The 24,443-nt window shown below is 73.1% G+C and carries 25 protein-coding genes and 1 tRNA gene; 16 read left to right on the top strand and 10 right to left on the bottom strand.

Annotated features, from left to right (window positions below; genetic code table 11):
• Window positions 1-26 precede the first annotated feature (26 nt).
• Entirely contained in the window at window positions 27-1,328 is a 1,302-nt protein-coding gene (locus ACIGNX_RS31450; protein WP_396544606.1) for an MFS transporter, read from the bottom strand.
• Window positions 1,325-4,291, bottom strand: coding sequence for a carboxyl transferase domain-containing protein (locus tag ACIGNX_RS31445; protein ID WP_396544604.1), 2,967 nt, complete (start codon window positions 4,289-4,291; stop codon window positions 1,325-1,327). Before ACIGNX_RS31445 ends, ACIGNX_RS31450 begins: the two co-directional genes overlap by 4 nt.
• Window positions 4,292-4,447: 156 nt before the next feature.
• Between ACIGNX_RS31445 and ACIGNX_RS31440 the strand changes: the two genes are divergently transcribed.
• Both ACIGNX_RS31440 and ACIGNX_RS31435 read left to right on the top strand, forming a co-directional pair.
• Window positions 4,448-5,395: a sporulation protein gene (locus tag ACIGNX_RS31440; RefSeq protein WP_396544602.1), complete on the top strand. Its 948-nt coding sequence runs from the start codon at window positions 4,448-4,450 to the stop codon at window positions 5,393-5,395.
• A 15-nt stretch (window positions 5,396-5,410) separates the two neighbouring features.
• Window positions 5,411-5,683, top strand: coding sequence for a GlsB/YeaQ/YmgE family stress response membrane protein (locus ACIGNX_RS31435; protein WP_396544600.1), 273 nt, complete (start codon window positions 5,411-5,413; stop codon window positions 5,681-5,683).
• An 82-nt stretch (window positions 5,684-5,765) separates the two neighbouring features.
• Here the strand turns inward: ACIGNX_RS31435 and ACIGNX_RS31430 are convergent, their stop codons facing one another.
• Window positions 5,766-6,383, bottom strand: a complete 618-nt coding sequence (locus ACIGNX_RS31430) for a TetR/AcrR family transcriptional regulator (RefSeq protein ID WP_396544598.1) — start codon at window positions 6,381-6,383, stop codon at window positions 5,766-5,768.
• Window positions 6,384-6,473: 90 nt separating this feature from the next.
• On the opposite strand from ACIGNX_RS31430, the gene ACIGNX_RS31425 reads away from it, so the two are divergent.
• The 5 genes from ACIGNX_RS31425 to ACIGNX_RS31405 all read left to right on the top strand — a co-directional run bounded on the left by ACIGNX_RS31425 (window position 6,474) and on the right by ACIGNX_RS31405 (window position 10,867).
• Window positions 6,474-7,619: an acyl-CoA dehydrogenase family protein gene (locus ACIGNX_RS31425; protein ID WP_396544596.1), complete on the top strand. Its 1,146-nt coding sequence runs from the start codon at window positions 6,474-6,476 to the stop codon at window positions 7,617-7,619.
• 17 nt (window positions 7,620-7,636) lie between these two features.
• Window positions 7,637-8,839: an acetyl-CoA C-acetyltransferase gene (locus tag ACIGNX_RS31420; protein WP_396544594.1), complete on the top strand. Its 1,203-nt coding sequence runs from the start codon at window positions 7,637-7,639 to the stop codon at window positions 8,837-8,839.
• Window positions 8,840-9,601, top strand: a complete 762-nt coding sequence (locus ACIGNX_RS31415; RefSeq protein WP_396544592.1) for an SDR family NAD(P)-dependent oxidoreductase — start codon at window positions 8,840-8,842, stop codon at window positions 9,599-9,601. It abuts the gene before it with no gap.
• A 118-nt stretch (window positions 9,602-9,719) separates the two neighbouring features.
• The gene (locus ACIGNX_RS31410; RefSeq protein ID WP_396544590.1) at window positions 9,720-10,307 is read left to right on the top strand and encodes a TetR/AcrR family transcriptional regulator; all 588 of its coding nucleotides are present in this window, start codon (window positions 9,720-9,722) and stop codon (window positions 10,305-10,307) included.
• Window positions 10,304-10,867 (top strand): DinB family protein, encoded by a 564-nt coding sequence (locus tag ACIGNX_RS31405; protein ID WP_396544588.1) that lies wholly within the window; start codon window positions 10,304-10,306, stop codon window positions 10,865-10,867. The genes ACIGNX_RS31410 and ACIGNX_RS31405 overlap by 4 nt, the downstream gene beginning before the upstream one ends.
• Before the next feature lie 115 nt (window positions 10,868-10,982).
• Here ACIGNX_RS31405 and ACIGNX_RS31400 read toward each other — a convergent pair whose 3' ends face one another.
• Together ACIGNX_RS31400 and fabG are read right to left on the bottom strand one after the other, a co-directional pair.
• Window positions 10,983-11,441, bottom strand: coding sequence for a MaoC family dehydratase (locus ACIGNX_RS31400; protein ID WP_396544586.1), 459 nt, complete (start codon window positions 11,439-11,441; stop codon window positions 10,983-10,985).
• 2 nt (window positions 11,442-11,443) lie between these two features.
• The gene (gene fabG, locus ACIGNX_RS31395; RefSeq protein WP_396544584.1) at window positions 11,444-12,205 is read right to left on the bottom strand and encodes a 3-oxoacyl-ACP reductase FabG; all 762 of its coding nucleotides are present in this window, start codon (window positions 12,203-12,205) and stop codon (window positions 11,444-11,446) included.
• 105 nt (window positions 12,206-12,310) lie between these two features.
• On the opposite strand from fabG, the gene ACIGNX_RS31390 reads away from it, so the two are divergent.
• Window positions 12,311-13,123: an SDR family NAD(P)-dependent oxidoreductase gene (locus ACIGNX_RS31390; protein WP_396544582.1), complete on the top strand. Its 813-nt coding sequence runs from the start codon at window positions 12,311-12,313 to the stop codon at window positions 13,121-13,123.
• Window positions 13,124-13,129: 6 nt separating this feature from the next.
• Window positions 13,130-14,083 (top strand): zinc-binding alcohol dehydrogenase family protein, encoded by a 954-nt coding sequence (locus tag ACIGNX_RS31385; RefSeq protein ID WP_396544580.1) that lies wholly within the window; start codon window positions 13,130-13,132, stop codon window positions 14,081-14,083.
• Window positions 14,084-14,134: 51 nt separating this feature from the next.
• Here ACIGNX_RS31385 and ACIGNX_RS31380 read toward each other — a convergent pair whose 3' ends face one another.
• From ACIGNX_RS31380 to ACIGNX_RS31360, 5 genes are all read right to left on the bottom strand, one after another.
• A complete protein-coding gene (locus tag ACIGNX_RS31380; RefSeq protein ID WP_396544578.1) occupies window positions 14,135-14,584 on the bottom strand; it encodes a DUF6319 family protein in 450 nt (149 codons plus the stop codon).
• A gap of 260 nt (window positions 14,585-14,844) precedes the next feature.
• Complete coding sequence (locus ACIGNX_RS31375; RefSeq protein WP_396544576.1) at window positions 14,845-15,072, bottom strand: hypothetical protein; 228 nt, start codon at window positions 15,070-15,072, stop codon at window positions 14,845-14,847.
• 19 nt (window positions 15,073-15,091) lie between these two features.
• Window positions 15,092-16,282, bottom strand: a complete 1,191-nt coding sequence (locus ACIGNX_RS31370; RefSeq protein ID WP_396544574.1) for a S8 family serine peptidase — start codon at window positions 16,280-16,282, stop codon at window positions 15,092-15,094.
• Window positions 16,283-16,422: 140 nt separating this feature from the next.
• Window positions 16,423-17,607, bottom strand: a complete 1,185-nt coding sequence (locus tag ACIGNX_RS31365) for a cation:proton antiporter (protein ID WP_396544572.1) — start codon at window positions 17,605-17,607, stop codon at window positions 16,423-16,425.
• Between the two features lie 5 nt (window positions 17,608-17,612).
• Window positions 17,613-18,095 carry a cation:proton antiporter regulatory subunit gene (locus tag ACIGNX_RS31360; RefSeq protein ID WP_396544570.1) on the bottom strand — a complete coding sequence of 161 codons (483 nt, stop codon included), beginning with the start codon at window positions 18,093-18,095 and terminating at the stop codon, window positions 17,613-17,615.
• Between the two features lie 19 nt (window positions 18,096-18,114).
• On the opposite strand from ACIGNX_RS31360, the gene ACIGNX_RS31355 reads away from it, so the two are divergent.
• The 7 genes from ACIGNX_RS31355 to ACIGNX_RS31325 all read left to right on the top strand — a co-directional run bounded on the left by ACIGNX_RS31355 (window position 18,115) and on the right by ACIGNX_RS31325 (window position 24,201).
• Window positions 18,115-19,245, top strand: a complete 1,131-nt coding sequence (locus ACIGNX_RS31355) for a DUF1015 family protein (protein WP_396544568.1) — start codon at window positions 18,115-18,117, stop codon at window positions 19,243-19,245.
• 90 nt (window positions 19,246-19,335) lie between these two features.
• Window positions 19,336-20,064 (top strand): (d)CMP kinase, encoded by a 729-nt coding sequence (cmk, locus tag ACIGNX_RS31350; RefSeq protein WP_396544566.1) that lies wholly within the window; start codon window positions 19,336-19,338, stop codon window positions 20,062-20,064.
• On the top strand, window positions 20,061-20,705 hold the full coding sequence (locus tag ACIGNX_RS31345; protein WP_396544564.1) for a lysophospholipid acyltransferase family protein: 645 nt from the start codon (window positions 20,061-20,063) through the stop codon (window positions 20,703-20,705). Before cmk ends, ACIGNX_RS31345 begins: the two co-directional genes overlap by 4 nt.
• Window positions 20,702-22,108 (top strand): ribosome biogenesis GTPase Der, encoded by a 1,407-nt coding sequence (gene der / locus ACIGNX_RS31340; RefSeq protein ID WP_396544563.1) that lies wholly within the window; start codon window positions 20,702-20,704, stop codon window positions 22,106-22,108. Before ACIGNX_RS31345 ends, der begins: the two co-directional genes overlap by 4 nt.
• A gap of 37 nt (window positions 22,109-22,145) precedes the next feature.
• Window positions 22,146-22,802, top strand: a complete 657-nt coding sequence (locus ACIGNX_RS31335; protein WP_396544561.1) for a response regulator — start codon at window positions 22,146-22,148, stop codon at window positions 22,800-22,802.
• Entirely contained in the window at window positions 22,796-23,944 is a 1,149-nt protein-coding gene (locus ACIGNX_RS31330) for a sensor histidine kinase (protein ID WP_396544559.1), read from the top strand. The genes ACIGNX_RS31335 and ACIGNX_RS31330 overlap by 7 nt, the downstream gene beginning before the upstream one ends.
• 183 nt (window positions 23,945-24,127) lie before the next feature.
• Window positions 24,128-24,201: transfer RNA gene (locus ACIGNX_RS31325), tRNA-Pro, on the top strand.
• Window positions 24,202-24,443: the final 242 nt, after the last annotated feature.

Genomic DNA, 24,443 nt, shown 5'->3' with positions numbered 1-24,443 from the left:
GGTGAGCGCACCCCTCCGACGCGTGGTCAGGACCGGTGGGTTTCGCGCAGGCCCAGCACGGAAGCCAGCGTGACCAGGCCCATGACCAGCAGGAACGCCGACACCGAGGCCGAGGTGCCGGTGGCGGCCAGCAGCGCGGTCATGATGACCGGGGTGCCGCCGCTGACCAGGATCGAGGCCAGCTGGTAGGCCAGGGACGCGCCCGAGTACCGCACCTGCGGCTCGAACAGCTCCGCCAGGTACGCCGCCACCGGCCCGTAGACCAGGCTCGACGCGACCCCCGACACGGCCAGCGCCACGAAGACCAGCCCCAGCGACGCGGTGTCGACCAGCCAGAAGTAGGGGAACGCCCACACCGTCATCGCCACCGCGCCCGCCACGATCAGCGGCCGCCTGCCGTGCCGGTCCGACCACCGCCCGGCCAGCAGGATGACCGGCACGCTGAGCAGCGACGACAGCAGCGTCACCACCAGCACGGAGTTGCGCGCCAGCCCCAGCTCGCGGGTGGCGTAGTCGAGCACGCCCGCGATCGACACGTAGAACACCGCGTTCGAGGCGAACATCAGCCCCGCCCCGAGCAGCACGGGCCGCCGGTGTGTCCGCAGCACCTCCCGCAGCGGCGCGGGCGGTGGTCCGGCCGGTCGCCGTTCTTTGATCTCCCGGAACACCGGGCTGTCCTCCACCTTGAGCTGGATGAACAGCACCACGGGGAACAGCAGCGCGCTCGCCAGGAACGGCAGCCGCCAGCCCCACGAGGCGAACGACGCGGCCGGCACCAGCGCGCCGACCAGCAGGAACGCCACGTTGCCCAGGATCACCCCCAGCGGCACGCCCGCCTGCCCGAACGTCCCGGCGAACCCGCGCCGCCCCGGTCCCGCGGTCTCGGTGAGCAGCAGCACGACCCCGCCCCACTGCCCGCCGACCGCGATGCCCTGCAGGAACCGCAGCACCACCAGCAGCACGGGCGCCAGCACGCCGAGCGTCGCGCTGGTGGGCAGCAACCCGATCAGGAACGTCGCCGCCGCCATCACCGCGAGGCACGTCACCAGCGCGGGCTTGCGGCCGAACCGGTCACCGACGTGCCCGAACACCAGCCCGCCGACCGGCCGGGCGACGAAGCCCGCCCAGAACGTGCTGAACGACAGCAGCAACCCGATCAGCGGCGACGCCCCCGGGAAGAACAGCTTCGGGAAGACCAGCGCCGCGGCGGTCGCGTAGATGAAGAAGTCGTACCACTCGAGCGACGAGCCGACGAGCCCGGCCGCCATGAGCCCGCGCAGCGTGCGCCGCCCGGGGGGAGCGGTCGTGACCATGCTGTTCCCTTTCACCAGGTGTCCACGAAGGGACGCTTCTTGCCGGCGCCGGCCCGGACGGGCGCGGGACCGGTGAGCAGGGTGGTGATCCAGCGGCGCGTGTCGGCCGGGTCGATCACGTCGTCGATCTCGTACGTGGAGGCCACGTTGAGCGCCTTGCCGTGCTCGTAGGCGGCCGAGACCATCGCCTCGAACACCTCCTTGCGCTGGACCGGGTCGTCGACGGCGTCCAGCTCCCGCCGGTACCCGAGCCGGACCGCTCCCTCCAGCCCCATCGGGCCGAACTCGCCGCTGGGCCACGACACGGCGAACAGCGGCACCTTGAGGCTGCCCGCCGCCATCGCCTGCGCGCCCAGCCCGTACGCCTTGCGCAGCGCCACGAACCCGAACGGCACGTCGAGGTTCGCCCCGGCCACGAGCATCCGGGTCAGGTGGCGCACGGTGGCGGTGCGCTCGGCGTCCGGCCCGACCATGAACCCCGGCGTGTCGCACAGCGACACCACCGGCAGGTCGAACGCGTCGCACAGCCGCAGGAACCGCGCGGCCTTGTCGGCGGCGTCGGCGTCGATCGCGCCGCCGAGGTGGCCCGGGTCGTTCGCGACGAGCCCCAGCGGCCTGCCCTCGACCCGGACCAGCGCGGTGACGATGCCGCGGCCGAACTCCGGCCGCAGCTCCAGCACCGAGCCGGTGTCGGCGACGGTCCGCACCACCGACCGCACGTCGTAGGCGCGGACCCGGTTCTCCGGCACGAGGTGGCGCAGCAGCCGCTGGTCGGCGCACTCCCACGCGTCCACGGGACCCTGGAAGTAGGACAGGTACTTCTTGGCCACCGCGACGGCCTCGGCCTCGTCGGACACCAGCACGTCGATCACGCCGTTGGGCACCTGCACGTCGACCGGCCCGACCTCCTCGGGCCGGAACACGCCCAGGCCGCCGCCCTCGATCATCGCCGGGCCGCCCATGCCGATGGTCGCGTCCCGCGTGGCGATGACCACGTCGCACGTGCCGAGCAGCACCGCGTTGCCGGCGAAGCAGCGGCCCGAGGCGATGCCGACCAGCGGCACGAGCCCGGACAGCTTGGCGAACAGGTGGAACGCCATGCAGTCCAGCCCGCTGACGCCGCCGTGGTCGGTGTCGCCGGGCCGGCCCCCACCACCCTCGGCGAACAGCACGACGGGCAGCCGCCGCTGCTCGGCCAGCGCGAACATCCGGTCCTTCTTGGCGTGGTTGCGCAGGCCCTGCGTGCCGGCCATGACCGTGTAGTCGTAGGACATGGCGACGACCTGGCCGCCGCCGACCGTGCCGACGCCCGCGACCAGCCCGTCCGCGGGCGTGCGCTCGACCAGCTCGTCCAACGACCGGCGGCGGCGTTGCGCGGCGATGGCCAGCCCGCCGTACTCCACGAAGTCCTCGCACAGGTCGGCGATGTTCTCCCGGACCGTGCGGCGGCCCGCCGCGTGCCGCTTGGCCTCCGCCTCGGGCCGGGAGAAGTCGTGCCGCGCCGCCGTCTCCGCCAGGTCCGGCCGCACGTCGTCCAGGTCGACCTCGACGGCCTTCTCCTCCACGGCCACGTCGACGCCCTCGGCGAGCAGCGCGCCCTCCGCGACCGTGTCGCCGACCTCCACGAGCACCCGCGCGTCGCCGACCGGCACGACGTGCTGCATCTTCATCGCTTCCACGACAACGGCGCCGTTCTCGATCGCGACGACCGTGCCCGGCACGGGAGCGCGCGCTCCGGTGTCCTCACGGGGCAGTGAGTCGACCAGCCCGGTGTGCGCCTTCAGGACGTCCGGGTGGTCGAGCAGCGCGCGCAGGAAGCCGATGTTCGTCCGCGCACCGTCCACGGTGAACTCGTCCAGCGCCCGGCGCGCACGGCGCAGCGCGGTGTCGAGGTCGTCCGCGTGCACCACGACCTTGGCCAGCAGCGGGTCGAAGTCCAGGCCGGCCCGGTAGCCGGTGGACGCGTGCGTGTCGACCCGCACGCCCGGTCCGGTCGGCGGGACGAACGCCGACAGCCGTCCCGTGGACGTCAGGCTCACGCGCAGTTGCAGCGCGGTGCCGCGCGGGGTGTGCGCCAGGTCCGGCTCGACCTCGGTCGCCAGCAGCAGTTGGGCGCGCACCAGGTCCAGCCCGGTGACCTCCTCGGTGACGGTGTGCTCCACCTGCAACCGCGGGTTGGCCTCCAGGAACGCGAACCGGCCGTCCGGCGCGACCAGGAACTCCACCGTGCCCAGGCCCGTGTAGCGGACGGCCCGCGCGATCGTCGTCGCCGCCTCGTGCAGCGCGGACCGCAGGCCGGGGGAGAGGTCGGGCGCGGGCGCGACCTCGACCAGCTTCTGGTGCCGCGCCTGCAACGAGCAGTCGCGGTCGCCGAGCACGGTCGTGCCGACCAGCTGCACCTCGACGTGCCGGGCCGGTTCCAGCAGCTCCTCCACGAACACGGCGTCGTCGCCGAACGCGGCCAGCGCCTCGGCCCGGCACCGGCGCACCGCGGCGGCCAGGTCGGCCGGTCGCCGCACCACCCGCACGCCCTTGCCGCCACCGCCGGCGACGGCCTTCACCACCACCGCGCCGTGCGCGCGGAAGAAGTCCTCGAACCCGTCCCGCGCGCCCGCGAGCACCGGCACGCCGACGCGGGTGGCCAGGTCGCGGGCCCGGCCCTTGTCGCCGAGCAGCTCCAGCACCTCCGGCGGCGGGCCGACGAACGTCAGCCCGGCCTCGGCGCACCGGCGGGCGAAGCCCGCGTTCTCGGCCAGGAAGCCGTAGCCGGGGTGCACCAGGTCGCAGCCCTCGGCGGCGGCCAGGACGGCGTCCACGTCCAGGTACGAGCCGCGCAGCCGGACCGCGCGGTCGGCGAACCGGCCGTGCGCGTCGTCGGAGTCGGTGACCAGGGCGACGGTCCGCCACCCGAGGTCGGCGGCGGCGCGCAGCACGCGGACGGCGATCTCACCCCGGTTGGCGACGAGCAGCGTGGGCACGGGAACCTCCTGAGCGACCGCTTAGTATGTGACCGCCGTCGCATACTGGCACCCGGGCTTAGCGTTCGTCCAGAGGGAACCGATGCACTTGTCGAGGCGTCCTTGGAGCAACGCAGCACAAGGGCGTGACCGACAGCAGGCCAGGAGGCACCCACCGTGGTTTTCAAGAGGATGTTGCGCGCGTTCGGAGTCGGCGGTCCCTCGGTGGACACGGTGCTGGCCAACCCCAACGTCCGCCCGGGCGAGCTGCTCACCGGCGAGGTGCGCATCGCGGGCGGCGACCACCCGGCCGACATCGACCTCGTCAAGCTCTCCCTGGTGACCCGGGTCGAGGTCGAGAGCGGCGACAACGAGCACAACCGCAACGTCGAGTTCGCCCGCGCCGTCGTCGGCCAGCGGATCACCGTCGGACCGGGTCAGCACCTCGCGCTGCCGTTCCAGTTCCCGGTGCCGCTGGAGACGCCGCTGACCGTCGTGCACGGGCAGCACCTGCACGGCATGACGATGGGCCTGCGCACCGAGCTGGAGGTGCGCGGCGCGATCGACCCCGGCGACCTCGACCCGGTGGCCGTGCACCCGATCCGGTCGCAGGAGCACGTGCTCAACGCGTTCGGCGCGCTCGGGTTCCGCTTCCAGCGCGCGGACAACGAGTCCGGGCGCATCCACGGCGTGCCGCAGCAGCTCCCGTTCTACCAGGAGATCGAGTTCCTGCCGCCGGGCCAGTTCCTGGGCAAGATCAGCCAGCTGGAGCTGACCTTCGTCACCGACCCGCACCACCTGTACGTGGTGCTGGAGGCGGACCGGCGGGGCGGGCTGTTCCGGGCGGGCGGTGACACGTTCGGGCACTTCGCCATGTCCCACGATGAGGTGATTCGCACGGACTGGGCCGGGCTGCTGCACCACTGGATGGACCAGGTCGCCGGCAGGCGGTCTGCCGGCGGTTACGGGATGCACGGGGGCCACCACGGCGGCCACCACGGGGGTCACCACGGCGGGGGAATCGGCGCGGGCGGGATCGTCGCCGGGGCTGCGGCCGGCGTGTTCGGTGGGATGATGATGGGCGAGGCCCTCGACGAGATCGGGGACTTCTTCGAAGGCGACTAACCCGCAGGAGGCATCGTGGGCATCGGCGGTGTGATCAGCGCTCTGATCGTGGGCCTCGTCATCGGCCTGCTCGGCAGGCTCGTGGCGCCCGGCAAGCAGTCGATCCCCATCTGGCTGACGATCATCGTGGGCATCGTGGCGGCGTTCATCGGCACGTTCATCGCCCGCGCGCTCGGCGTGGAGGACACGCCCGGCATCGACTGGATCGAGATCATCGTGCAGGTGGTCCTGGCGGCGATCGGCGTGAGCCTGGCCGCCGGGTTCTACGGCCGGAGGTCCGTCCGCTGACCTGACCCGCCCGCCCACTCGCGAGCCCCGCGCCCGGCACCCCCGGACGCGGGGCCCGCGCGCTCCAACCCGGTCCCGGTGGTCAGGCGGCGCCCACCATGCGCAGCACCAGGTCGGCGTAGAGGTCCCCGATCTCGGCCGGCGTGCGGCGACCGGACGGCTGGTACCAGCGCGCCACGTCGATGCACAGCGACAGCACCGCCAGCGTCGCCCCCCGCACGTCCGGCACGTCGAACGCCCCGGCCGCGACCCCCGTCTCGACCATCCCCCGCACGGCCGCCTCGATGCGCCGCCGCAGCTCCACCACCTCGGCCAGGTGCTCCGGGGTCAACGCGCTCAGCTCGTACTGCACCACGCGCGCCGTCGTGTGGTACTCCGCGTGCCACGACGCGAACGCCCGCACCGCCGTCGCCAGCCGCGCCACCGGGTCCACCTCGGACACCCCGGTCAGCAGCGCCAGCGAGGTGGCGTGCCCGACCCGCGAGATGTGGAACAGCAGTTCCTCTTTGGACCGGTAGTGGATGTAGACCGCGGCCGGTGACATGCCGGCCTGCGCGGCGATGTCCCGGGTCGTCGTCGCGTGGTACCCGCGGGCGGCGAACGCGGCGGCGGCGGCGATCAGCATCCGCCGGGCGGCCGGCGGCGTCACCGACGACCACGTCTCGTCCAGGAGCGCGAACTCACCACTGGTCGTCGTCACAGCCGGCCCTCCTTGACACGAACCCGAACGATACCGCAGGCTAAGCACACGCTTAGACCTAAGCAACCGCTTAGTATGGAGGATGCGAGAGTGCGCCGCACGCTGTTCGAACCCGACCACGAAGCGTTCCGCGAGACCGCGCGCGCGTTCTGCGACCGCACCCTCCGCCCGAACTACGAGCGGTTCGTCGAGCAGCGCGCCATCGACCGCGAGGTGTGGCTCGAAGCGGGCAAGCAGGGCCTGCTCGGGCTGGAGGTCCCCGAGGAGCACGGCGGCAGCGGCGCCGGGGACTACCGGTTCAACGCCGTGCTCGGCGAGGAGCTGGCCAAGGTCAGCGCCGGCATGTCGTCCTGCCTGGGCATCCACGGCGACGTGGTCGCGCCCTACCTGGTCGACCTGTGCACCGAGGAGCAGAAGCAGCGCTGGCTGCCCCGGTTCTGCTCCGGCGAGCTGACCACCGCCATCGGCATGACCGAACCGTCCGGCGGCTCGGACCTGGCCGCGCTGCGGAGCACCGCGGTCCGCGACGGCGGCGACTGGGTCCTCAACGGCTCGAAGACCTTCATCACCAACGGCTTCTCCGCCGACCTGGTCGTCGTCGCCGCGCGCACCAGCCCGGAGAAGAAGGCCAAGGGCATCACCCTGTTCGCCGTCGAGACCGGCATGAAGGGCTTCGAGCGCGGGCGCAAGCTCGACAAGGTCGGCCAGCCCGAGTCCGACACCGCCGAGCTGTTCTTCGAGGACGTCCGCCTGCCCGCCGAGAACGTCATCGGCGAGGTCGACCGGGGCTTCGTCTACATGATGGAACGCCTGCCGCAGGAACGCCTCGGCGGCGCGATCTCCAACCTGGCGCACGCCAAGGAGATCCTGCTGGAGACCATCGCGTACACCAAGGAGCGCAAGGCGTTCGGCCAGGCCATCGGCTCGTTCCAGCACAACAAGTTCACCCTCGCCGAGCTGGTCACCAAGATCGACGTGACGCAGGCGTTCCTCGACCAGTGCACCGACGCGCACACCAGGCACGAGCTGACCGCCGTGGACGCGGCCAAGGCCAAGTGGTGGAGCGCGGACGTGCAGAACGCCGTCATCGACGCGTGCGTGCAGCTGCACGGCGGCTACGGCTACATGACCGAGTACCGCGTGGCGCGCGCCTGGATGGACGCCCGGGTGACCCGGATCTGGGCCGGCTCCAACGAGATCATGAAGGAACTCATCGGCCGCGACCTCGGCCTCTAGGACCAGGAGACACCGCCATGCCCGAGGCTGTCATCGTCGCCACCTCGCGTTCCCCGATCGGCCGGGCGCGCAAGGGGTCGCTGGTCGACCTGCGCCCGGACGACCTGGCCGCCCAGGTCGTCGCCGCCGCGCTGGACCAGGTGCCCGAGCTGGACCGCACCGAGCTCACCGACCTGCACCTGGGGTGCGCCGAGCCGCAGGACGAGCACGGCCAGAACGCGGCCCGCCGCATCGCCGTGCAGCTCGGCCTGGACACCCTGCCCGGCACCACGGTCAACCGGTTCTGCGCCTCCTCGGTGCAGACCACGCGGATGGCGTTCCACGCGATCAAGGCCGGTGAGGGCCACGCGTTCGTCAGCGCCGGCGTGGAGTGCGTCTCCCGCTACCGGCACGACGACCCGCACGCCAACCCGCTGTTCGACGGGGCGCGGGCCCGCACCGAGCGCACGGCCGAGACCAACGAGCCCTGGCACGACCCGCGCGAGGACGGCGAGCTGCCCGACTACTACATCGCGATGGGCCAGACCGCCGAGAACGTCGCCACCCTGCTCGGCATCGGCCGCCGCGACCAGGACGAGTTCGGCGTGCGCTCGCACAACCTCGCCGAGAAGGCCATCGCGGACGGGTTCTTCGCCCGCGAGATCACCCCCGTCACGCTCCCGGACGGCACGGTCGTCGCCACCGACGACGGGCCGCGCCCGAACGTCACCTACGACGCCGTGGCGGCGCTCAAGCCGTCGTTCCGTCCACAGGGGACGGTCACGCCCGGGAACTGCTGCCCCCTCAACGACGGCGCGGCGGCCCTGGTCGTCATGAGCGACGTCCGCGCGCGGGAACTGGGCCTGACCCCGTTGGCGCGCATCGTGTCCACCGGCGTGTCCGGCCTCTCGCCGGAGATCATGGGCCTCGGCCCGGTCGACGCCACCAGGCAGGCCCTCGCGCACGCCGGCCTGACCATCGACGACATCGACCTGGTCGAGATCAACGAGGCGTTCGCGGTGCAGGTGCTGGGCAGCCAGCGCGCGCTCGGCATCGACATGGACAAGCTGAACGTGCACGGCGGCGCGATCGCCCTCGGCCACCCGTTCGGCTCCACCGGCGCCCGCATCACCACCACCCTGATCAACGGGATGCGCGCGCGCGACGCCCAGTTCGGGCTGGAGACGATGTGCGTGGGCGGCGGTCAGGGCATGGCGATCATCCTGGAGAGGTTGAGCTGAATGGGGATCCTGGACAGGTTCCGGCTGGACGGGCAGGTCGCGATCGTCACCGGCGCGTCGTCCGGCCTGGGCGTGGCGTTCGCCAAGGGCCTCGCCGAGGCGGGCGCGGACGTGGTGCTCGCGGCACGGCGGGTCGACCGGCTCAAGGACACCGCGCGGCTGGTGGAGGACGCCGGCCGCCGGGCGCTGATCGTGCGCGCGGACGTCGCGCAGCCGGACGACTGCCGGGAGGTGGCCCGGGCGGCGGCCGAGTTCGGCCCGGTGCGCGTGCTGGTGAACAACGCGGGCGTGGCGTCGGCGGTGCCCGCGTCCCGGGAGACGCCCGAGCAGTTCCTCGGCGTCATGGACGTCAACCTCAACGGCACCTACTGGATGGCGCAGGCCGCGGCGGCCGTGATGACCGACGGCGGCTCGATCGTCAACGTCTCCAGCGTGCTCGGCCTGGTCTCCGGCGGGCTGCCGCAGGCCGCGTACTCGGCGTCCAAGGCCGGTGTCATCGGCCTGACCCGCGACCTGGCCCAGCAGTGGACCGGCCGCAAGGGCATCCGGGTCAACGCCGTCGCGCCCGGCTACTTCGCCTCCGAGATGACCGACCAGTACCCCGAGGGCTACCTCGAAGGGCACATCGCGAGGCTGCCGATGGGGCGGGTGGGCGACCCGGAGGAACTGGCGGCGGCCGTCGTGTTCCTCGCCTCGGCGGCGGGCGGCTACACCACCGGCGCGACGTTCGTGGTCGACGGCGGCGTGACGCTGGGCGGCTGACCCCGGGTGGTGGCTCACCCCCGGTGACCCGGGGGTGGGACCCGCGGGTGCGCGTCGCGTGCCGCCACGGCGGACCCGATCGCCGTGTTCCGGTGAACGGGCGTGCGATGCTTGGCCCATGGCATCGGTACCGGAACGGCTGATCGACGCCGCGACGCGGTTGTTCGCCGCCAAGGGCTTCGACCGGGTCGCGGTGCAGGACATCGTGGACCTGGCGGGCGTCACCAAGGGCGCCATGTACCACTACTTCGGGTCCAAGGACGACCTGCTGCACGAGATCTATGGCAGCCTGCTGCGCATGCAGACCGAGCGGCTGGACCACTTCGCGTCCGGGTCGGCGCCGATCGCCGAGCGGCTGCACGCGGCGGCGGTCGACGTCGTGGTCACCTCGGTCGACAACTTCGACCAGGCGCGGGTGTACTTCCGGTCCGCCGACCACCTCGCCGAGGACAAGCGGCGGGAGGTGCGGGCGGAGCGGCGGCGCTACCACGAGCGCTTCCGGTCGCTGGTCGAGGAGGGCCAGGCGGCCGGCGTGTTCCGCGCCGACGTGCCCGCGGACCTGGTCGTGCACTACTTCTTCGGCTCGGTCCACCACCTCGGCCAGTGGTACAGCGCCGACGGGCCGTTGTCGGCGAAGCAGGTGGGCCGCCACTTCGCCGACCTGCTGCTGTCGTCCCTGCGTCCCGCGACCGGGGAGGCCCCGTGAAGCCCGACCTGCACCGCTACCTGCGCACGGCCCGCGAGGCGGTGCTGTGGAAGCTGGAGGGCCTGTCGCCCTACGACGCCCGCCGCCCGTTGACGCCGACCGGCACGAACCTGCTGGGCCTGGTCAAGCACCTGGCGGGGGTGGAGGTCGGCTACTTCGGCGACACGTTCGGCCGCCCGTTCCCGGAGCCGCTGCCGTGGGCGGCGGACGACGCCGAGCCGAACGCGGACATGTGGGCCACGGCCGAGGAGTCGCGCGAGGACGTGATCGCCCTGTACCGCCGGGTGTGGGCGCACTCGGACGCGACGATCGAGGAGCTGGACCTCGACGCGCCGGGCGTCGTGCCGTGGTGGTCGGCGGACCGCGCGCGGGTCACCCTGCACCTCGTGCTGGTGCACGTGATCGCCGAGACGAACCGCCACGCGGGCCACGCCGACATCGTGCGGGAACTGGTCGACGGCGCGGCGGGACTGCGCCCGGACAACGACAACCTGGGCGAGGTGGACTGGACCGCCTACCGCGCGCGGCTGGACCGGGTCGCCCGCGAGGCCGACGCCTGACGTGGGAAGGACGACGGGCACGGCGCCTGTCGGGGGGAAGGCGCCGTGCCCGCCGCGTCCGTGCCCGTCGCGTCCGGGGTCCGATCTTCCGGGCCGGCTCTTTCGGGGAGAGCGGTCAGCCCGCCGGGACCAGCAGGACCACGGTCTCGGCCACGCACGCGGGCTTGGGGTTGCCGTCGATCTCGACGGTCACCCGCACCACCGCCTGCTTGCCCTGCGCCACGTCGGTGACCTCGGCCAGCTCGGCGCTCGCCCGCACCCGCGACCCGACGACCACCGGGCTGGGGAAGCGCACCTTGTTCAGCCCGTAGTTCACGCCCATGGACAGACCCTCGACGGTGTAGATGTCCCGCACGAGCAGGGGAATCAACGACAGCGTCAGGTAACCGTGCGCGACCGGCGCGCCGAACGGCCCGGCGGCGGCCTTCTCCAGGTCCACGTGGATCCACTGGTGGTCGCCCGTGGCGTCGGCGAACAGGTTGATCTCGGCCTGGGTGACCTCGTGCCACTCACCGCGGCCGAGGTGCTCGCCCTTGGCCGCGGCCAGCTCGTCGAGGTTCGCGAATACCCGCATCGTCAGTCCTTCGGTCCGCCGGCGACGTAGACGACCTGGCCGGACACGAACCCGGCACCCTCGCTCACCAGGAAGGACGCGGTGTGCGCGATGTCCTCGGGCGTCCCGACGCGACCCACCGGGATGGTGGCGGCCGCACCCTTCTTGAAGTCCTCGAAGTCGACGCCGACCCGGGCGGCCGTCGCCGCGGTCATGTCGGTCGCGATGAACCCCGGCGCGATGGCGTTCACCGTCACGCCGAACTTGCCCAGCTCGATCGCGAGCGTCTTGGTGAAGCCCTGCAGGCCCGCCTTGGCCGCCGAGTAGTTCGCCTGCCCCCGGTTGCCCAGCGCGGAGGTGCTCGACAGGTTGACGATCCGGCCCCACTTCGCGGCCGTCTGGAACTTCTGCACCTCCCGGCTCATCAGGAACGACCCGCGCAGGTGGACGTTGATGACCGCGTCCCAGTCGTCGTCGGTCATCTTGAACAGCAGGTTGTCGCGCAGGATGCCCGCGTTGTTGACCAGGACGGTCGGCGGGCCCAGCTCGTCGGCGACCCGCCGCACGGCCGCCTCGACCGCGGCGCTGTCGCTGACGTCGACGCCCACCGCGATCGCGGTGCCACCGGCCGCCCTGATGCCCGCCACGGCCTCGGCGCAGGCGTCCTCGGTGAGGTCGAACAGCGCGACGGCGAGGCCGTCCTGGGCGAGCCGCGTGGCTACGGCGGCGCCGATGCCGCGTGCGGCACCGGTGACGATGGCCACCCGTGCGTCCGTCTGGGCCACGGTCAGTCCTCCTTGATCTGCGGGCCTAAGCAACCGCTTAGTAACCTACCGGCGAGGTCGCCTTGACGCCAGAGCGCGTCGGGGGAACCATACCGACTGGTCGGAATGTCAGCCAGAGGAGGCGCGGTGGAGTTCTCGGGCAAGGTCGCACTGGTCACCGGGGCCGCGAACGGCATCGGCGCGGGGGTGGCCCGCCGCCTCGCCGCCGGCGGCGCGTCCGTGGTCGTCGCCGACGTCGACGACGAGCGGGGCGCCGCGGTGGCCGACGAGGTGGGCGGCGTGTTCGCCCACTGCGACGTGCGCGACCCCCGGCACAGCGAGGAGGCGGTCGCGACGGCCGTGCGGCGGTTCGGCGGGCTCGACGTCGCCGTGCTCAACGCGGGCATCGCCACCGGCTTCGGGCTGGGCGACGACTTCGACCCCGAGCGCTACCGCGCCGTCATGGGCATCAACCTGGACGGCGTCGTCTACGGCGTCCACGCGGCGCTGCCCGAGCTGCGCAAGCGCGGCGGCCGCATCGTCGCCACCGCCAGCATGGCGGGCCTGATGGCCATGCCCATGGACCCCCTCTACGGCGCGAACAAGGCCGCCGTCGTCGGCCTCGTCCGCGGGCTGGGCCCGGTGGCCGCCGCCGACGGCGTCACCGTGAACGCCGTGTGCCCGTCGTTCGCCGACACCGACATCATCGCCGACGTCAAGTCCACCCTGGAGCAGGTGGGGATGCCGGTGATGAGCGTGGACGACGTGGTGGACGCGTTCGTCGCCGTGTTGCGCGACGGCAAGCCCGGTGAATGCTGGTTCGTGCAGGCCGGGCGACCCAGCGCGCCGTTCACCTTCCCCAACCCGCCAGGCCCGCGCACCGCGACCGGTGAACGCGTGCGGCTGGACCACGACCCCATCGCCGCCAAGGAGAGCTGAACCCCCGTGCGCGCCATCCAGATCACCGAGTTCGGCGGACCCGAGGTGCTGACCGAGGTCGAGCTGCCCGACCCCGTCGCGGGGCCCGGCGAGCTGCTCGTCGACGTCAGCCGCGCCGGCCTGAACTACGCCGACACGCACCAGGCCGAGAACTCGTACCTGTCCAAGATGGAGCTGCCGCTCGTGCCCGGCGGCGAGGTCGTCGGCACGGCGGGGGACCGGCGCGTGGTCGCCCTGACGAACTCCGGCGGGTACGCGCAGAAGGCCGTCGTGCCGGAGGCGACCGCGTTCGACGTGCCGGACGGCGTCGACGACCTCACCGCGCTGAGCATGGTCGTGCAGGGCGCGACGGCGTGGCTGCTGCTGCGCAAGAGCGCGCACCTGGAGCCGGGGGAGAGCGTGGTCGTGCACGCCGCCGCGGGCGGTGTCGGCACGCTGGCCGTGCAGCTGGCGAAGAGGTGGGGCGCGGGCCGGGTCATCGCCACGGCCAGCAGCGAGGAGAAGCGCCGGTTGGCGCTGGACCTGGGCGCGGACGTCGCCGTCGACTCGACCGCGCCGGACATGACCGCGGCGCTGCGCGAGGCCAACGGCGGTCGGCGGGTCGACGTCGTGCTCGACATGACCGGCGGCGCGGTGACCGACCAGAGCATCGCGGCGCTCGCGCCGTTCGGCCGGCTCGCGTTCTACGGCATGGCCAGCCGCGAGCAGCCGTCGCCGATCCCGCCGGGCAAGCTGCTGGTCCGCTCGACGGCGGTCGCGGGCATGTGGCTGCCGCACGCGTTCGCGCTGCCGGGCCGGGTGGTGCACCGGGCGATGGCCGAGCTGTTCGACCTGGTGCTGGCGGGCGGGCTGCGGGCCGTGCCGGGCGGGGAGTACGGGCTGTCCGAGGTGCGCCGGGCGCACGAGGACCTGAGGTCCAGGCGCACCACCGGCAAGCTGGTGCTGGACCCGTCGCGCTGAGCGGGAGGGTGCCGTCGACCTCGCCGGTCGGCGGCACCCGGCCGGTCGACGTCAGTCGGTCAGCTCGGCCAGCGCGGCCTTGACCTTCGCCAGCTCCGCCTCCAGCTCTTCCATCCGCGTGCGGTGCTGGGCGCGCGCCGCCTCGATGACCTCGTCGATGCCGCCCGCGATGTCGTCGTGCAGCTCCTTGGCCGCCCGCGACACCGCCGCGGCCGAGATCGGGAGGCCCTGCACGACCCGCTTGGTGCCGTGCACCAGGTCGGCCTGCCACTCGCCGTCGGCCGTGCCCGTGACGGTCAGCGTCAGCTCGACCGTGCGGGTCTTCTTGGCCGTCGACTTGGGCCGCTTCGCGGGCTTGGCCTCGGCCTCGGCGGGCTTGGCCTCGGGCTCCGCGACCGGTTCCGCTCGCTCTGCCACGGGTGCGACCTCCTGCTGCACGGGTGCGGCGGGCGCCTCGGCGTCCACCGTCTCTTCCTGCTCCACGAGCGTGTCCGCCTGCACGTTCTCTCGTCGTCCTCTCTGCGCATCCGGCTCGACCCGGCGCGATCATAGAACACGTGTTCGATGATGGGTCGATTGCCCCGCACAGCGTAGGGTGTCCGGTTCGCGGCCCGTCTCGGCACCGGTCCCGAACGGATCGTGACCGGGACGGCCTGGGCGTCCCGCCCGTCCGGGGCCCACGGGTGCGACCGGCCCCGCACAAGCGTTCTTCTCCGTCTTGAGGAATTCCGGAAATGGGGACGGCGTGGCGCCGGCCGGGTTCAGCCGCCCGGCTCGGGAGGCGGCCGCAGCGTGCGCTCCACCTCGACGTGCGCGACGCCGGGCACGGCGCCGAGCCGGTCGCCCGCACCGGGGGCGACCGACCCGGTCACCACGCCCAGCGCCGCGAGCACGGCGTCCACCACCATCCCGGCGTCGCGCAGCGCCGCCACGACGGTGGGCAGGTCGGCCAGGCGGTCGTCGGCCACCGAGACCACGACCTTGTCCACGGGCGCCTCCGCAGCGGCCTCAGGGAGCTTGGACCAGTCCCGCGCCCACGTCGGTCGAGGGCAGTTCCAACCGACGCGCGCTCTGCACGAGCCGGGCCCACAGCTCCCACCCGCGGGCGCCGTGCTTCTCGGCGATGAGCGCCGCGACGCCCGCCACGTGCGGGGTGGCCATGCTGGTGCCCTGGATGCGCTTGTGCATGCCCAGCCCGCCGTCCTCGCGGTTCCAGCTGGAGTAGACGTCCACGCCCGGCCCGACGAGGTCGACCTGGCCGATCGTGTCGACGGTCCCGCAGGAGAAGTACGCGACGGCGCGGTTCACGTCGACCGCGCCCACGGAGAGGATGGACGGGCAGTTGGCGGGGTGGCCGACCGGCGCGACCAGGCCCGGCCGGGTGCTGTCGTTGCCCGCCGCGGCGACGATCAACGTGCCCTTGGCCATCGCGCGGGTGGCCGCCTGCTCGAAGACCTGCGAGTACTGCGTGCCGGGGCGCACGGTCGCGCCCAGCGACATGGAGACGACGGCGCAGTTGTTGGCGATGGCCCACTCGATGCCCGCGAGGATGCCGGAGTCGGTGCCGCTGCCGCGGTTGGACAGCACCTTGCCCGCGTAGACCTCGGCCTCGTGGGCCACGCCGTACCCCGGCCCGCCGCTCGCGGCCCGGCGCGGCCCGGTGGACGAGCCGATGCAGTGCGTGCCGTGGCCGTGCGCGTCGTCCACCGACTCGCCGTCGACGAACGACTGCGTGATCACCGAGCGGCCCGCGAAGTCCGGGTGGGCGACGGTGAAACCGGTGTCGAGCACGGCGACCCGGACGCCCTTGCCGGTGGCCGAGCAGAGGTTCGCGCCCACGGCCTGCAGGCCCCAGGTGAACACGGACTCGTCCACGGCGGCGTCGGTGCCCGCCTCGGGCGGCGCGGTGTAGGCGCGCACGACCCGCTCGGCCTCGACCACGGCGATCGGGCCGGGCGCCTCGGCGGCCCGGGTCAGCCTGGTGACCTGGTCCGGCGTCGCGTTGACCACGGCCACGCCCAGTTCCTGGAAGATGACGCCGTCGGCGGCGGCGAGGTCCGCGCCCGTGGCGCTGTCCGCGGTGCTCGCGGCGCTGATCCCGGCGACCCGGTTCATCTCCCGCGCGCCGGCCGTGACGGACCTGTCGTCGATGAGGACGAGGTAGCGACCCGTTGTCCCGGCGTCCGTTGGTTGTGACATGACGACCCCCTTCGGGGTTGGACGGCAGTCAGGTGTAACCCCGGATCACGCCCGCGTTCAATCAACCGGACGGGTTGGGCGCGGACGTGATCCCGGTCACATGCCGTAGTGGAGTCACTGAACCGGGTGGAGATACCGGGTCACGCGGCCGTGGGAGCCGCACCACTCTTTCGGGTGAACTTCTTGGCCAGCGGCTCCACCACGCGCGCCGCCACGGGCCCCATCACCGCCATCAGCAGCACGTACGCCGTCGCCAGCGCCGCCAACCGACCGTCCACCGCGCCGGACGCCACCGTCAGCGACGCGATCACGATCGAGAACTCGCCGCGCGCCACCAGCGCCGCGCCCGCCCGCACCCGGCCCATCCGCCCGATGCCCTGCCGCCGCGCGGCCCACCACCCGGTGGCCACCTTCGTCAGCGTGGTCACCACGGCCAGCGCCACCGCGAGCCCCAGCACCGGCGGGATCGACCTCGGGTCGGTGTTCAGGCCGAACACCACGAAGAACATCGCCGCGAACAGGTCGCGCAGCGGCTCCAGCATCCGGGTCGCGTTCTCCGCCGTCGACCCGGAGATCGCGATGCCCAGCAGGAACGCGCCCACCGCCGCCGACACCTGCAGCTGCGACGCCACGCCCGCGACCAGCAGCGCCGCGCCCAGCACCTTCAGCAGGAACACCTCGGGGTCCGGGCTGTCCACCACCGCGGACACGTACCGGCCGAACTTCAGCGCGATCACCAGCACGACCGTGATCGCGGCCAGCGAGATGCCCACCGCGCTCAGCCCGCCGAGGAAGCTCACGCCCGCCAGCACGGCGGTCAGGATCGGCAGGTAGACCGCCATCGCCAGGTCCTCGAACACCAGCACCGACAGCACCACCGGCGTCTCCCGGTTGCCCAGCCGGCCCAGGTCGCCGAGCACTTTGGCGATGATCCCGGACGACGAGATGTAGGTGACGCCGCCCATCGCCAGCGCGCCGACCGGGCCCCAGCCCAGGATCAGCGCCGCGATCACGCCCGGGGTGGCGTTGAGCGCGATGTCCACCAGGCCGGCCGTCCACGACCGCTTCAGCCCGGTCATCAGCTCCGCGGCCGAGTACTCCAGGCCCAGCAGGAGCAGCAGGAGGATGACGCCGATCTCGCTGGACAGGTGCGTGAAGTCCTCGATGCCGTGCAGCGGCACCAGGCCGCCCTGCCCGAAGGCCACGCCGCCGATCAGGTAGAGCGGGATCGGGGAGATGCCGACCCGCCACGCCATCTTGCCGAGCAGGCCCAGCCCGAAGAAGACCGCGCCCAGTTGGACCAGTGCGATTGCGGTGCTGTGCAAGGTGTTCAGCCACCGCCCAGCAGCTCGGCCGCGGCGCTCAGGCCGTCCACCGTGCCGACCACGACGACCAGGTCGCCGCCCTCGAAGACGAAGTCCGGGCGCGGCGACGGGTGCACCGAGCCCCGCCGCACGACGGCCACGATGGACGCGCCCGTGCGGGTGCGCAGCTCGGTCTCGGCCAGCGGGCTGCCGTCGAACCGGGAGCCGGGCACGACGGGGAACTGCTTGGTGGAGATGCCCGCGACCTCGCGGTGCTGCTCCTGCAGGTGCGCCACGAGCTGCGGCGAGCCCAGCAGCCCGGCCAGCGTGCTCGCCTCGGCCGGCGTCAGCGCTATCGAGGCGGCGCAGTCGTCGGGGTCGTCCCGGTTGCTGACGATCAGCTCGAACTTGCCGTCACGGTGCGTTATCACCCCGATGCGGCGGCCCGCGCGGATCATGAAGTCCTGACGGGTGCCGATCCCCGGAAGCGGCGTCACCTCGACGTTCACGACGTGTGATTCTAATCGAATGAAAACACGCGTTCGGGCGATCCGGCACGGATGGGTGGTTCGTGACGGTGTGCCCGGTCCGGACGTCGACGAGTTCGCCGAGCCGGAGCGGGTCGTCGCCGCGCTCGCCCGCGCCCGCCCCGGCACCCTGCTCGCGGTGCAGCACCCCCACCGCACCCCGGCCGCCCTCGCCGCCGGGTCGAGCCTGCTCGACGCGCTGCCGCACGCCGTCGCCGACCTCGCCCGGCTGCGCCGCACCGCCTACCGCGAGGTCCACGACGTCGTCGCGCCCTACCGGGTCGACGGGCCCGACGGCACCGCGTACGGCCTGCTGTGCATGGCGGACCCGGCGGCGGTCGGCCACACCGAGGACGTGTACCCCGAGGTGGTCGCCGAACGCGCCCGCGTGCTGACCGGTCTCGGCTGCGTCACCAGCGCCGCGATGCTGGTGCCGGTGGCCCGCGAGGTGCGGCTGACCCGGCTGGTCGCCGAGGTCTCCGAGGAACCCGCCGTGTCCCTGGTCGACCCCGGCGGGCGGCGGCACTGGCTGTGGCTCGTCGGTCCCGGCGAGCGGCAGGACGCCCTGCTGGAGGCCGCCGGCGAGCACCTGCTGATGGTCGCCGACGGCAACCACCGCGTCGCCGCCTCCGCCGGGCTGCCCGGCCTGCTGGCGCTGGTCACGGCCGGCCCCGACCTGAGGATCGGGCCGATCCACCGCGCCGTCGCCGGCACCGGCCTGTCCCTGGCGGACATGGCGGCGGCGTGGCGGGCCCTCGGCCTGCCGGTGGCGCCGGTCGACGCCGGGACCCGGCCGTCGCCCGGCGCGGTGGTCGCGGTGTCCGGGTCGGCCGCGGTGCGGGTCGAGCTGCCGTCGACCGGCGTGGACCACGCGTGCGTCGAGGAGGTGCTGCTGCACCGGGCCCTCGGGCTGGACCCGGAGAGCCCGCACGTGCGCCCGGTGACCGGCGACGTGCCCCCGGTGACCGGCGACGTGCCCCCGGGCGTCCCGCTCGACGCCCTCCTGCTGATCGCACCCGTGCCGCTGGGGGACGTCCTGGCGGTGCACGCGGCGGGCGGCCGGATGCCCCGCAAGAGCACCTACTTCACGCCCAAGCCGCGCAGCGGGCTGCTGCTGGCCGACCTCGGCTGACGCCCGCGCGGGGCTGATGCGGGTGTGACGCGTCGCACCGGGCACAATTGGAGGTTGACGAACGTCGTCGCGTTTGAGGAGGAAAACCCCGTGCAACACGGTGAGCTGCGTGGCGTGGTGGCCCTCGACGGGCCCTCCGGCACCGGCAAGTCCTCCGCGGCGCGCAGGCTCGCGGCCGGCCTCGGCGCGCGCTACCTGGACACCGGCGCGATGTACCGGGCCGTGACGCTGGCCGTGCTGCGGGCCGGCGTCGACCCCACCGACGAGGCCCGCGTGGCCGAGGTCGCGGCCGCCGCGCTCGTCGTCCAGGGCACGGACCCGGACCGCTCCACGACCTCCCTCGACGGCGACGACGTCGGCGCCGAGATCCGCGGCCCCGAGGTCACCCTCGCCGTGTCGCCGGTGTCGGCGGTGCCCGCGGTGCGCGCCCGGCTCGTCGCCGAGCAGCGCCGGATCATCGCCGAGGCGCTGGAGGGGACCGGCGGGATCGTCGTGGAGGGCCGCGACATCGGCACCGCCGTCGTGCCCGACGCGCCGCTCAAGGTCTACCTGACCGCCGACGCCGAGGCCCGCGCGCTGCGCCGCGCCAAGCAGGACAGCGCGTCCGGCCGCGAGTCCACCCTGGACGCCACGCTCGCGGACGTGCAGCGGCGCGACGCCTACGACTCGACCCGCGCGGTGTCGCCGCTGCGGGCCGCGCCGGACGCGGTCGTGCTCGACACGACGTCGCTGGACCTCCCGGGCACGCTGGCCGCGTTGCTGGAACTGGTGGACGCCCGCGGGCTCCTGGCCCAGCCGAGCGGACGGGTGAGCGGGTGACCGACCAGCTCCCCGAGGGGGCGGCGCCCTGGCTGCACGAGGTCGGCCGGTGGATCGCGCGCGGACCCGTCCGCTCGGCGTTCCGGGTCCGGGCGCGCGGTGTCACCCGCGTCCCGCTCGACGGCCCGGTCGTCGTGGTGGCCAACCACAGCTCGATGGCGGACGGGCCGATCCTGTTCGGCGTCCTGCCCCGGCGCGTGGTGTTCCTGATCAAGCAGGAGATGTTCAAGGGCGTGGTCGGCACGCTGCTGCGCAAGATCGGCCAACTGGCCGTGCGGCGCGGCGAGCCGGACCGGGCGCCGCTGCTGGCCGCGCAGAAGGTGCTGCGGGCCGGCGGCGTGGTCGGGGTGTTCCCCGAGGGCACCCGCGGCACGGGCGACGTGGCCGAGGCGCAGGCGGGCGCCGCGTGGCTCGCCCGCTCGACCGGCGCGGTCGTCGTGCCCGTCGCGTGCCGCGGCACCCTGCGCCCGCCCGGGACCCGGCGGAGGTTCCGACCCGTGGTGGACGTGCTCGTGGGTGAGCCGTTCGAGCTGCCCGGCGACCGCGGTCGCCAGGCGCTCGTCAAGGCCACCGAGCAGGTCCGCGACCGCTTGGCCACGCTGGTGGCCGAGCTCGACAGCCAGCGAGGAGAAGCGCAGTGACGGACTTGGACGGCACCTGGGCGGACGAGTCCGAGTGGACCGCGTTCGACGAGGCGGTCGAGGGCGAGGAGGCGGGCGCGCCCCCGATGCCCGTGCTGGCCGTGGTCGGCCGGCCGAACGTCGGCAAGTCGACGTTGGTCAACCGCATCATCGGCCGCCGTGAAGCGGTCGTGCAGGACGTGCCGGGCGTGACGCGCGACCGGGTCGCCTACGACGCCCTGTGGAACGGCCGCAAGTTCACCGTGGTCGACACCGGCGGCTGGGAACCCGACGCCACCGGCATGATGGCCTCGGTCGCCGCGCAGGCCGAGCTGGCCATCGCCACCGCCGACGCGATCCTGTTCGTGGTCGACGCGACGGTCGGCGCGACCACCACCGACGAGGCCGCGGTCAAGCTGCTGCGCCGGTCCAAGCGGCCCGTGCTGCTGGTGGCGAACAAGGTCGACGACGAGAGGCTCGTCGCCGAGGTCGCGTCCCTGTGGTCCCTCGGGCTCGGCGAGCCGATCCCGGTGTCCGGCCTGCACGGCCGAGGCTCCGGCGACATGCTCGACGCGATCCTCAAGGCCCTCCCGGAGACCCCCCGCGAGACCTACGAGGCCGTCCGCGGCGGCCCGCGCCGCGTCGCCCTGGTCGGCCGGCCCAACGTCGGCAAGTCGTCCCTGCTCAACCGCCTGACCGGGGAGAACCGGTCCGTCGTGCACGACGTCGCCGGCACCACCGTCGACCCGGTCGACTCGCTGGTCGAGCTGGACGACGAGCTGTGGCGGTTCGTGGACACCGCGGGCCTGCGCAAGCGCGTCAACTTCGCCTCCGGCGCGGAGTACTACGCCTCGCTGCGCACCAAGGCCGCGATCGAGTCCGCCGAGGTGGCCATCGTGCTGCTCGACGCGTCCGAGCCGATCAGCGAGCAGGACCTGCGGGTGCTCAGCATGGTCGTGGACAGTGGGCGCGCGTGCGTGCTGGCGTTCAACAAGTGGGACCTCGTGGACGAGGACCGGCGCAACGCGATGGTGCGCGAGCTGGAACGCGGGCTCGTCCGGGTGCCGTGGGCGGAGAAGGTGAACATCTCCGCGTTGACGGGGCGCGCGGTGCGCAAGCTCGCGCCCGCCCTGCGCACGGCGCTGCACTCCTGGGACACGCGCGTGCCGACCGGGCAGCTGAACTCGTGGCTGACCGACCTCATCGCCGCCACCCCGCCGCCGGTGCGCGGCGGCAAGCAGCCCAAGGTGCTGTTCGCCACCCAGGCGGGCACCCGGCCGCCGACGTTCGTGCTGTTCACGACCGGTTTCCTGGAGGCGGGCTACCGGCGGTTCATCGAGCGCAAGCTGCGCGAGGAGTTCGGCTTCCAGGGCAGCCCGGTGCGCATCTCGGTGCGGGTGCGGGAGAAGCGCCCCAAGAAGTGACCCGAGTTCGTCGGGGCAGGTTGCCCCGGCCCGCCGGATGCGGTTGCCTGGCGAAGTGCCGGTGCGACTGGTCCTCGCCGACGACGAAGCGCTGCTCCGTCGAGGGCTGAAGGTGCTGCTCGAAGCCGACGGCCGGGTCCGGGTCGTCGCCGAAGCCGCGGACGGCGCCGGGCTGCTGCAGGCCGTCCGCCGGTTCCGGCCCGACGTGGCGCTGGTCGACGTGCAGATGCCGGGCATGGACGGGCTGTCCGCGCTGCGCGCCGTGCTGGCCTGGCCGGACCCGCCGGCGCTGGCCGTGCTGACCACGTTCGACCTGGACGAGTACGTGGCCACGGCGTTGGAGCTGGGCGCGCAGGGGTTCCTGCTCAAGGACGCCGAGCCGGACGCCCTGGTGCGCGCCGTGCTCGACCTGGCCGCCGGCGGAGCCGTCCTGGACCCGCGCATCACCGCCCGGCTGCTGCCGAAGATGCGCGCCACCCGGCTGCGCCCCAGCCCGCGGCTCGACCAGCTGAGCGCGCGCGAGCGGCAGGTGCTCGAGCTGCTGGCGAACGGCCAGCCGAACAGCGCCATCGCCGCGTCCCTCGGCCTCAGCGAGGCGACGGTCAAGAGCTACGTGTCGACGGTGCTGACCAAGCTGGGCGTGGACAACCGCGTCCAGGCCGCCCTCGTCGCCCACCAGGTGGGCACGTGGTGATCCTGCGGGAGCTGCTGGTGGTGGTGGTCACCGGCGCGGTGGTCCTGCTCGCCGACCACATCCCGTACGCGTGGTCGCTGCCGACGGCGCTGGCCGCGTGCGCGCTGCTGCCGCTGCGCCGGTGGCGGCCGTGGGTCGCGGCGCTGGTCAGCCTGCCGGGCCTGGTGGGCGGCCTCGGTCTCGCGCCCACCGTCGTCGCCCTCTACCGGGTCGGTCGCAAGTCGTCCACGCGGGTGATGATCGGTTTCGTGGCGCTGGCCACCGTGCTGCCGTCGGGGCTCGTGGTGGCAACCCAACCCCTGCCGCTCGGGGCCGTGCTGCTGACGTTCGCGTTCAGCCTGTTCGTCGCGGGCGCGCCCACGGCGTTGGGTGCGCTGATCACGACGAGGCGGGAGCTGACGGAGAGCCTGGCCGAGGCGTCGAGGGCGCGGACGGCCGAGCTGGAGGCCCGCGAGGACGGCGCGCGTGCGGCGGAACGCGCCCGGATAGCGCGCGAGATCCACGACGCCGTGGGCCACCACGCCACGCTCATCGCGGTCGAGTCGGCGGCCCTGGCGGCCACCACGTCCGACGGCCCGACCCGTGATGCCGCGCTGCGCGTGCGTGCGCTGGCGAAGGAGGCGCTGGCCGAGATGCGCGCCGCGTTGGGCTTGTTGAACACCGAACCCGCGCCGGGTTTCGAGGGCATCCCGGCCCTGATCGCCCGAGCCCGTTCGGCAGGGCTGGCGGTGCGCTACGAGAACGACGTGACCGATGCGCACCCACCAGCCCCGACCTCCCGCGCCGCGTACCGCGTGATCCAGGAAGCGCTGACCAACGTGACGAAGCACGCCCCGGGTGCTCCGGTCCACGTGCGACTGTCGCAAGAGGATGATCGGCTGCGGGTGACGGTGACCAACGACCGGCCCACCGTACCGCCGCGTCCGTCGCATCTGCCACATCCGCCGCGTCCGTCGGAAGAGGGTGGTCACGGGCTGCACGGGCTGCGGGAGCGGGTCGCCCAAGCCGGGGGTGACCTGACGACGGGGGTGAGGTCGGACGGCGGCTTCACCGTGGACGCCACGTTACCGGCGAGTTGGTCGAAAGTTGACAAAGAAGACTCGACTTTAGGCGGTACCGAACCAAACCGGGCCAGCGCATAGTGACCGACGAGGTCGTCGATTCCAGGGGGAGCAGGCGAGCCGGAGGGATCAGGAGCCCGCTTCGTGCGGGCTCCTGCCGTTTGCGCAGGTAGATGGCTTGGGGTAGGCAGGTGGGGGGTGGTGGTCGGGGGGCTGTCGTGGGTGCGCTAAGCTATGCGCGCACCCCACAACGGGGGGTGCGGCCGGGACGTGGCGCAGTTTGGTAGCGCACTTGACTGGGGGTCAAGGGGTCGCAGGTTCAAATCCTGTCGTCCCGACGGCCGAAAGAGCCCGCTGATTCAGGTAAAACACCTGGTTAGCGGGCTCTTTTGCTTCTAGCCGTGGATCTTCTTCTTGATCTTGGGGACGTCTCACACAGCGGTGAGTGACTAACTGAGTGACTGAGGCTTCGTCGGTGGGCTAGTTGTACTGCCCTGGGAGGTTGTGGACGTCCCACGCGACACGTAGTCGGATGATGTTGGAATGAGGGAGGGCCTCCGGGTTCGGTGTGGATTGCGAC

Source organism: Actinosynnema sp. NPDC053489 (assembly GCF_044544865.1).
Lineage (GTDB): Bacteria > Actinomycetota > Actinomycetes > Mycobacteriales > Pseudonocardiaceae > Actinosynnema.
This window is presented reverse-complemented; position numbering and strand designations above follow the sequence as displayed.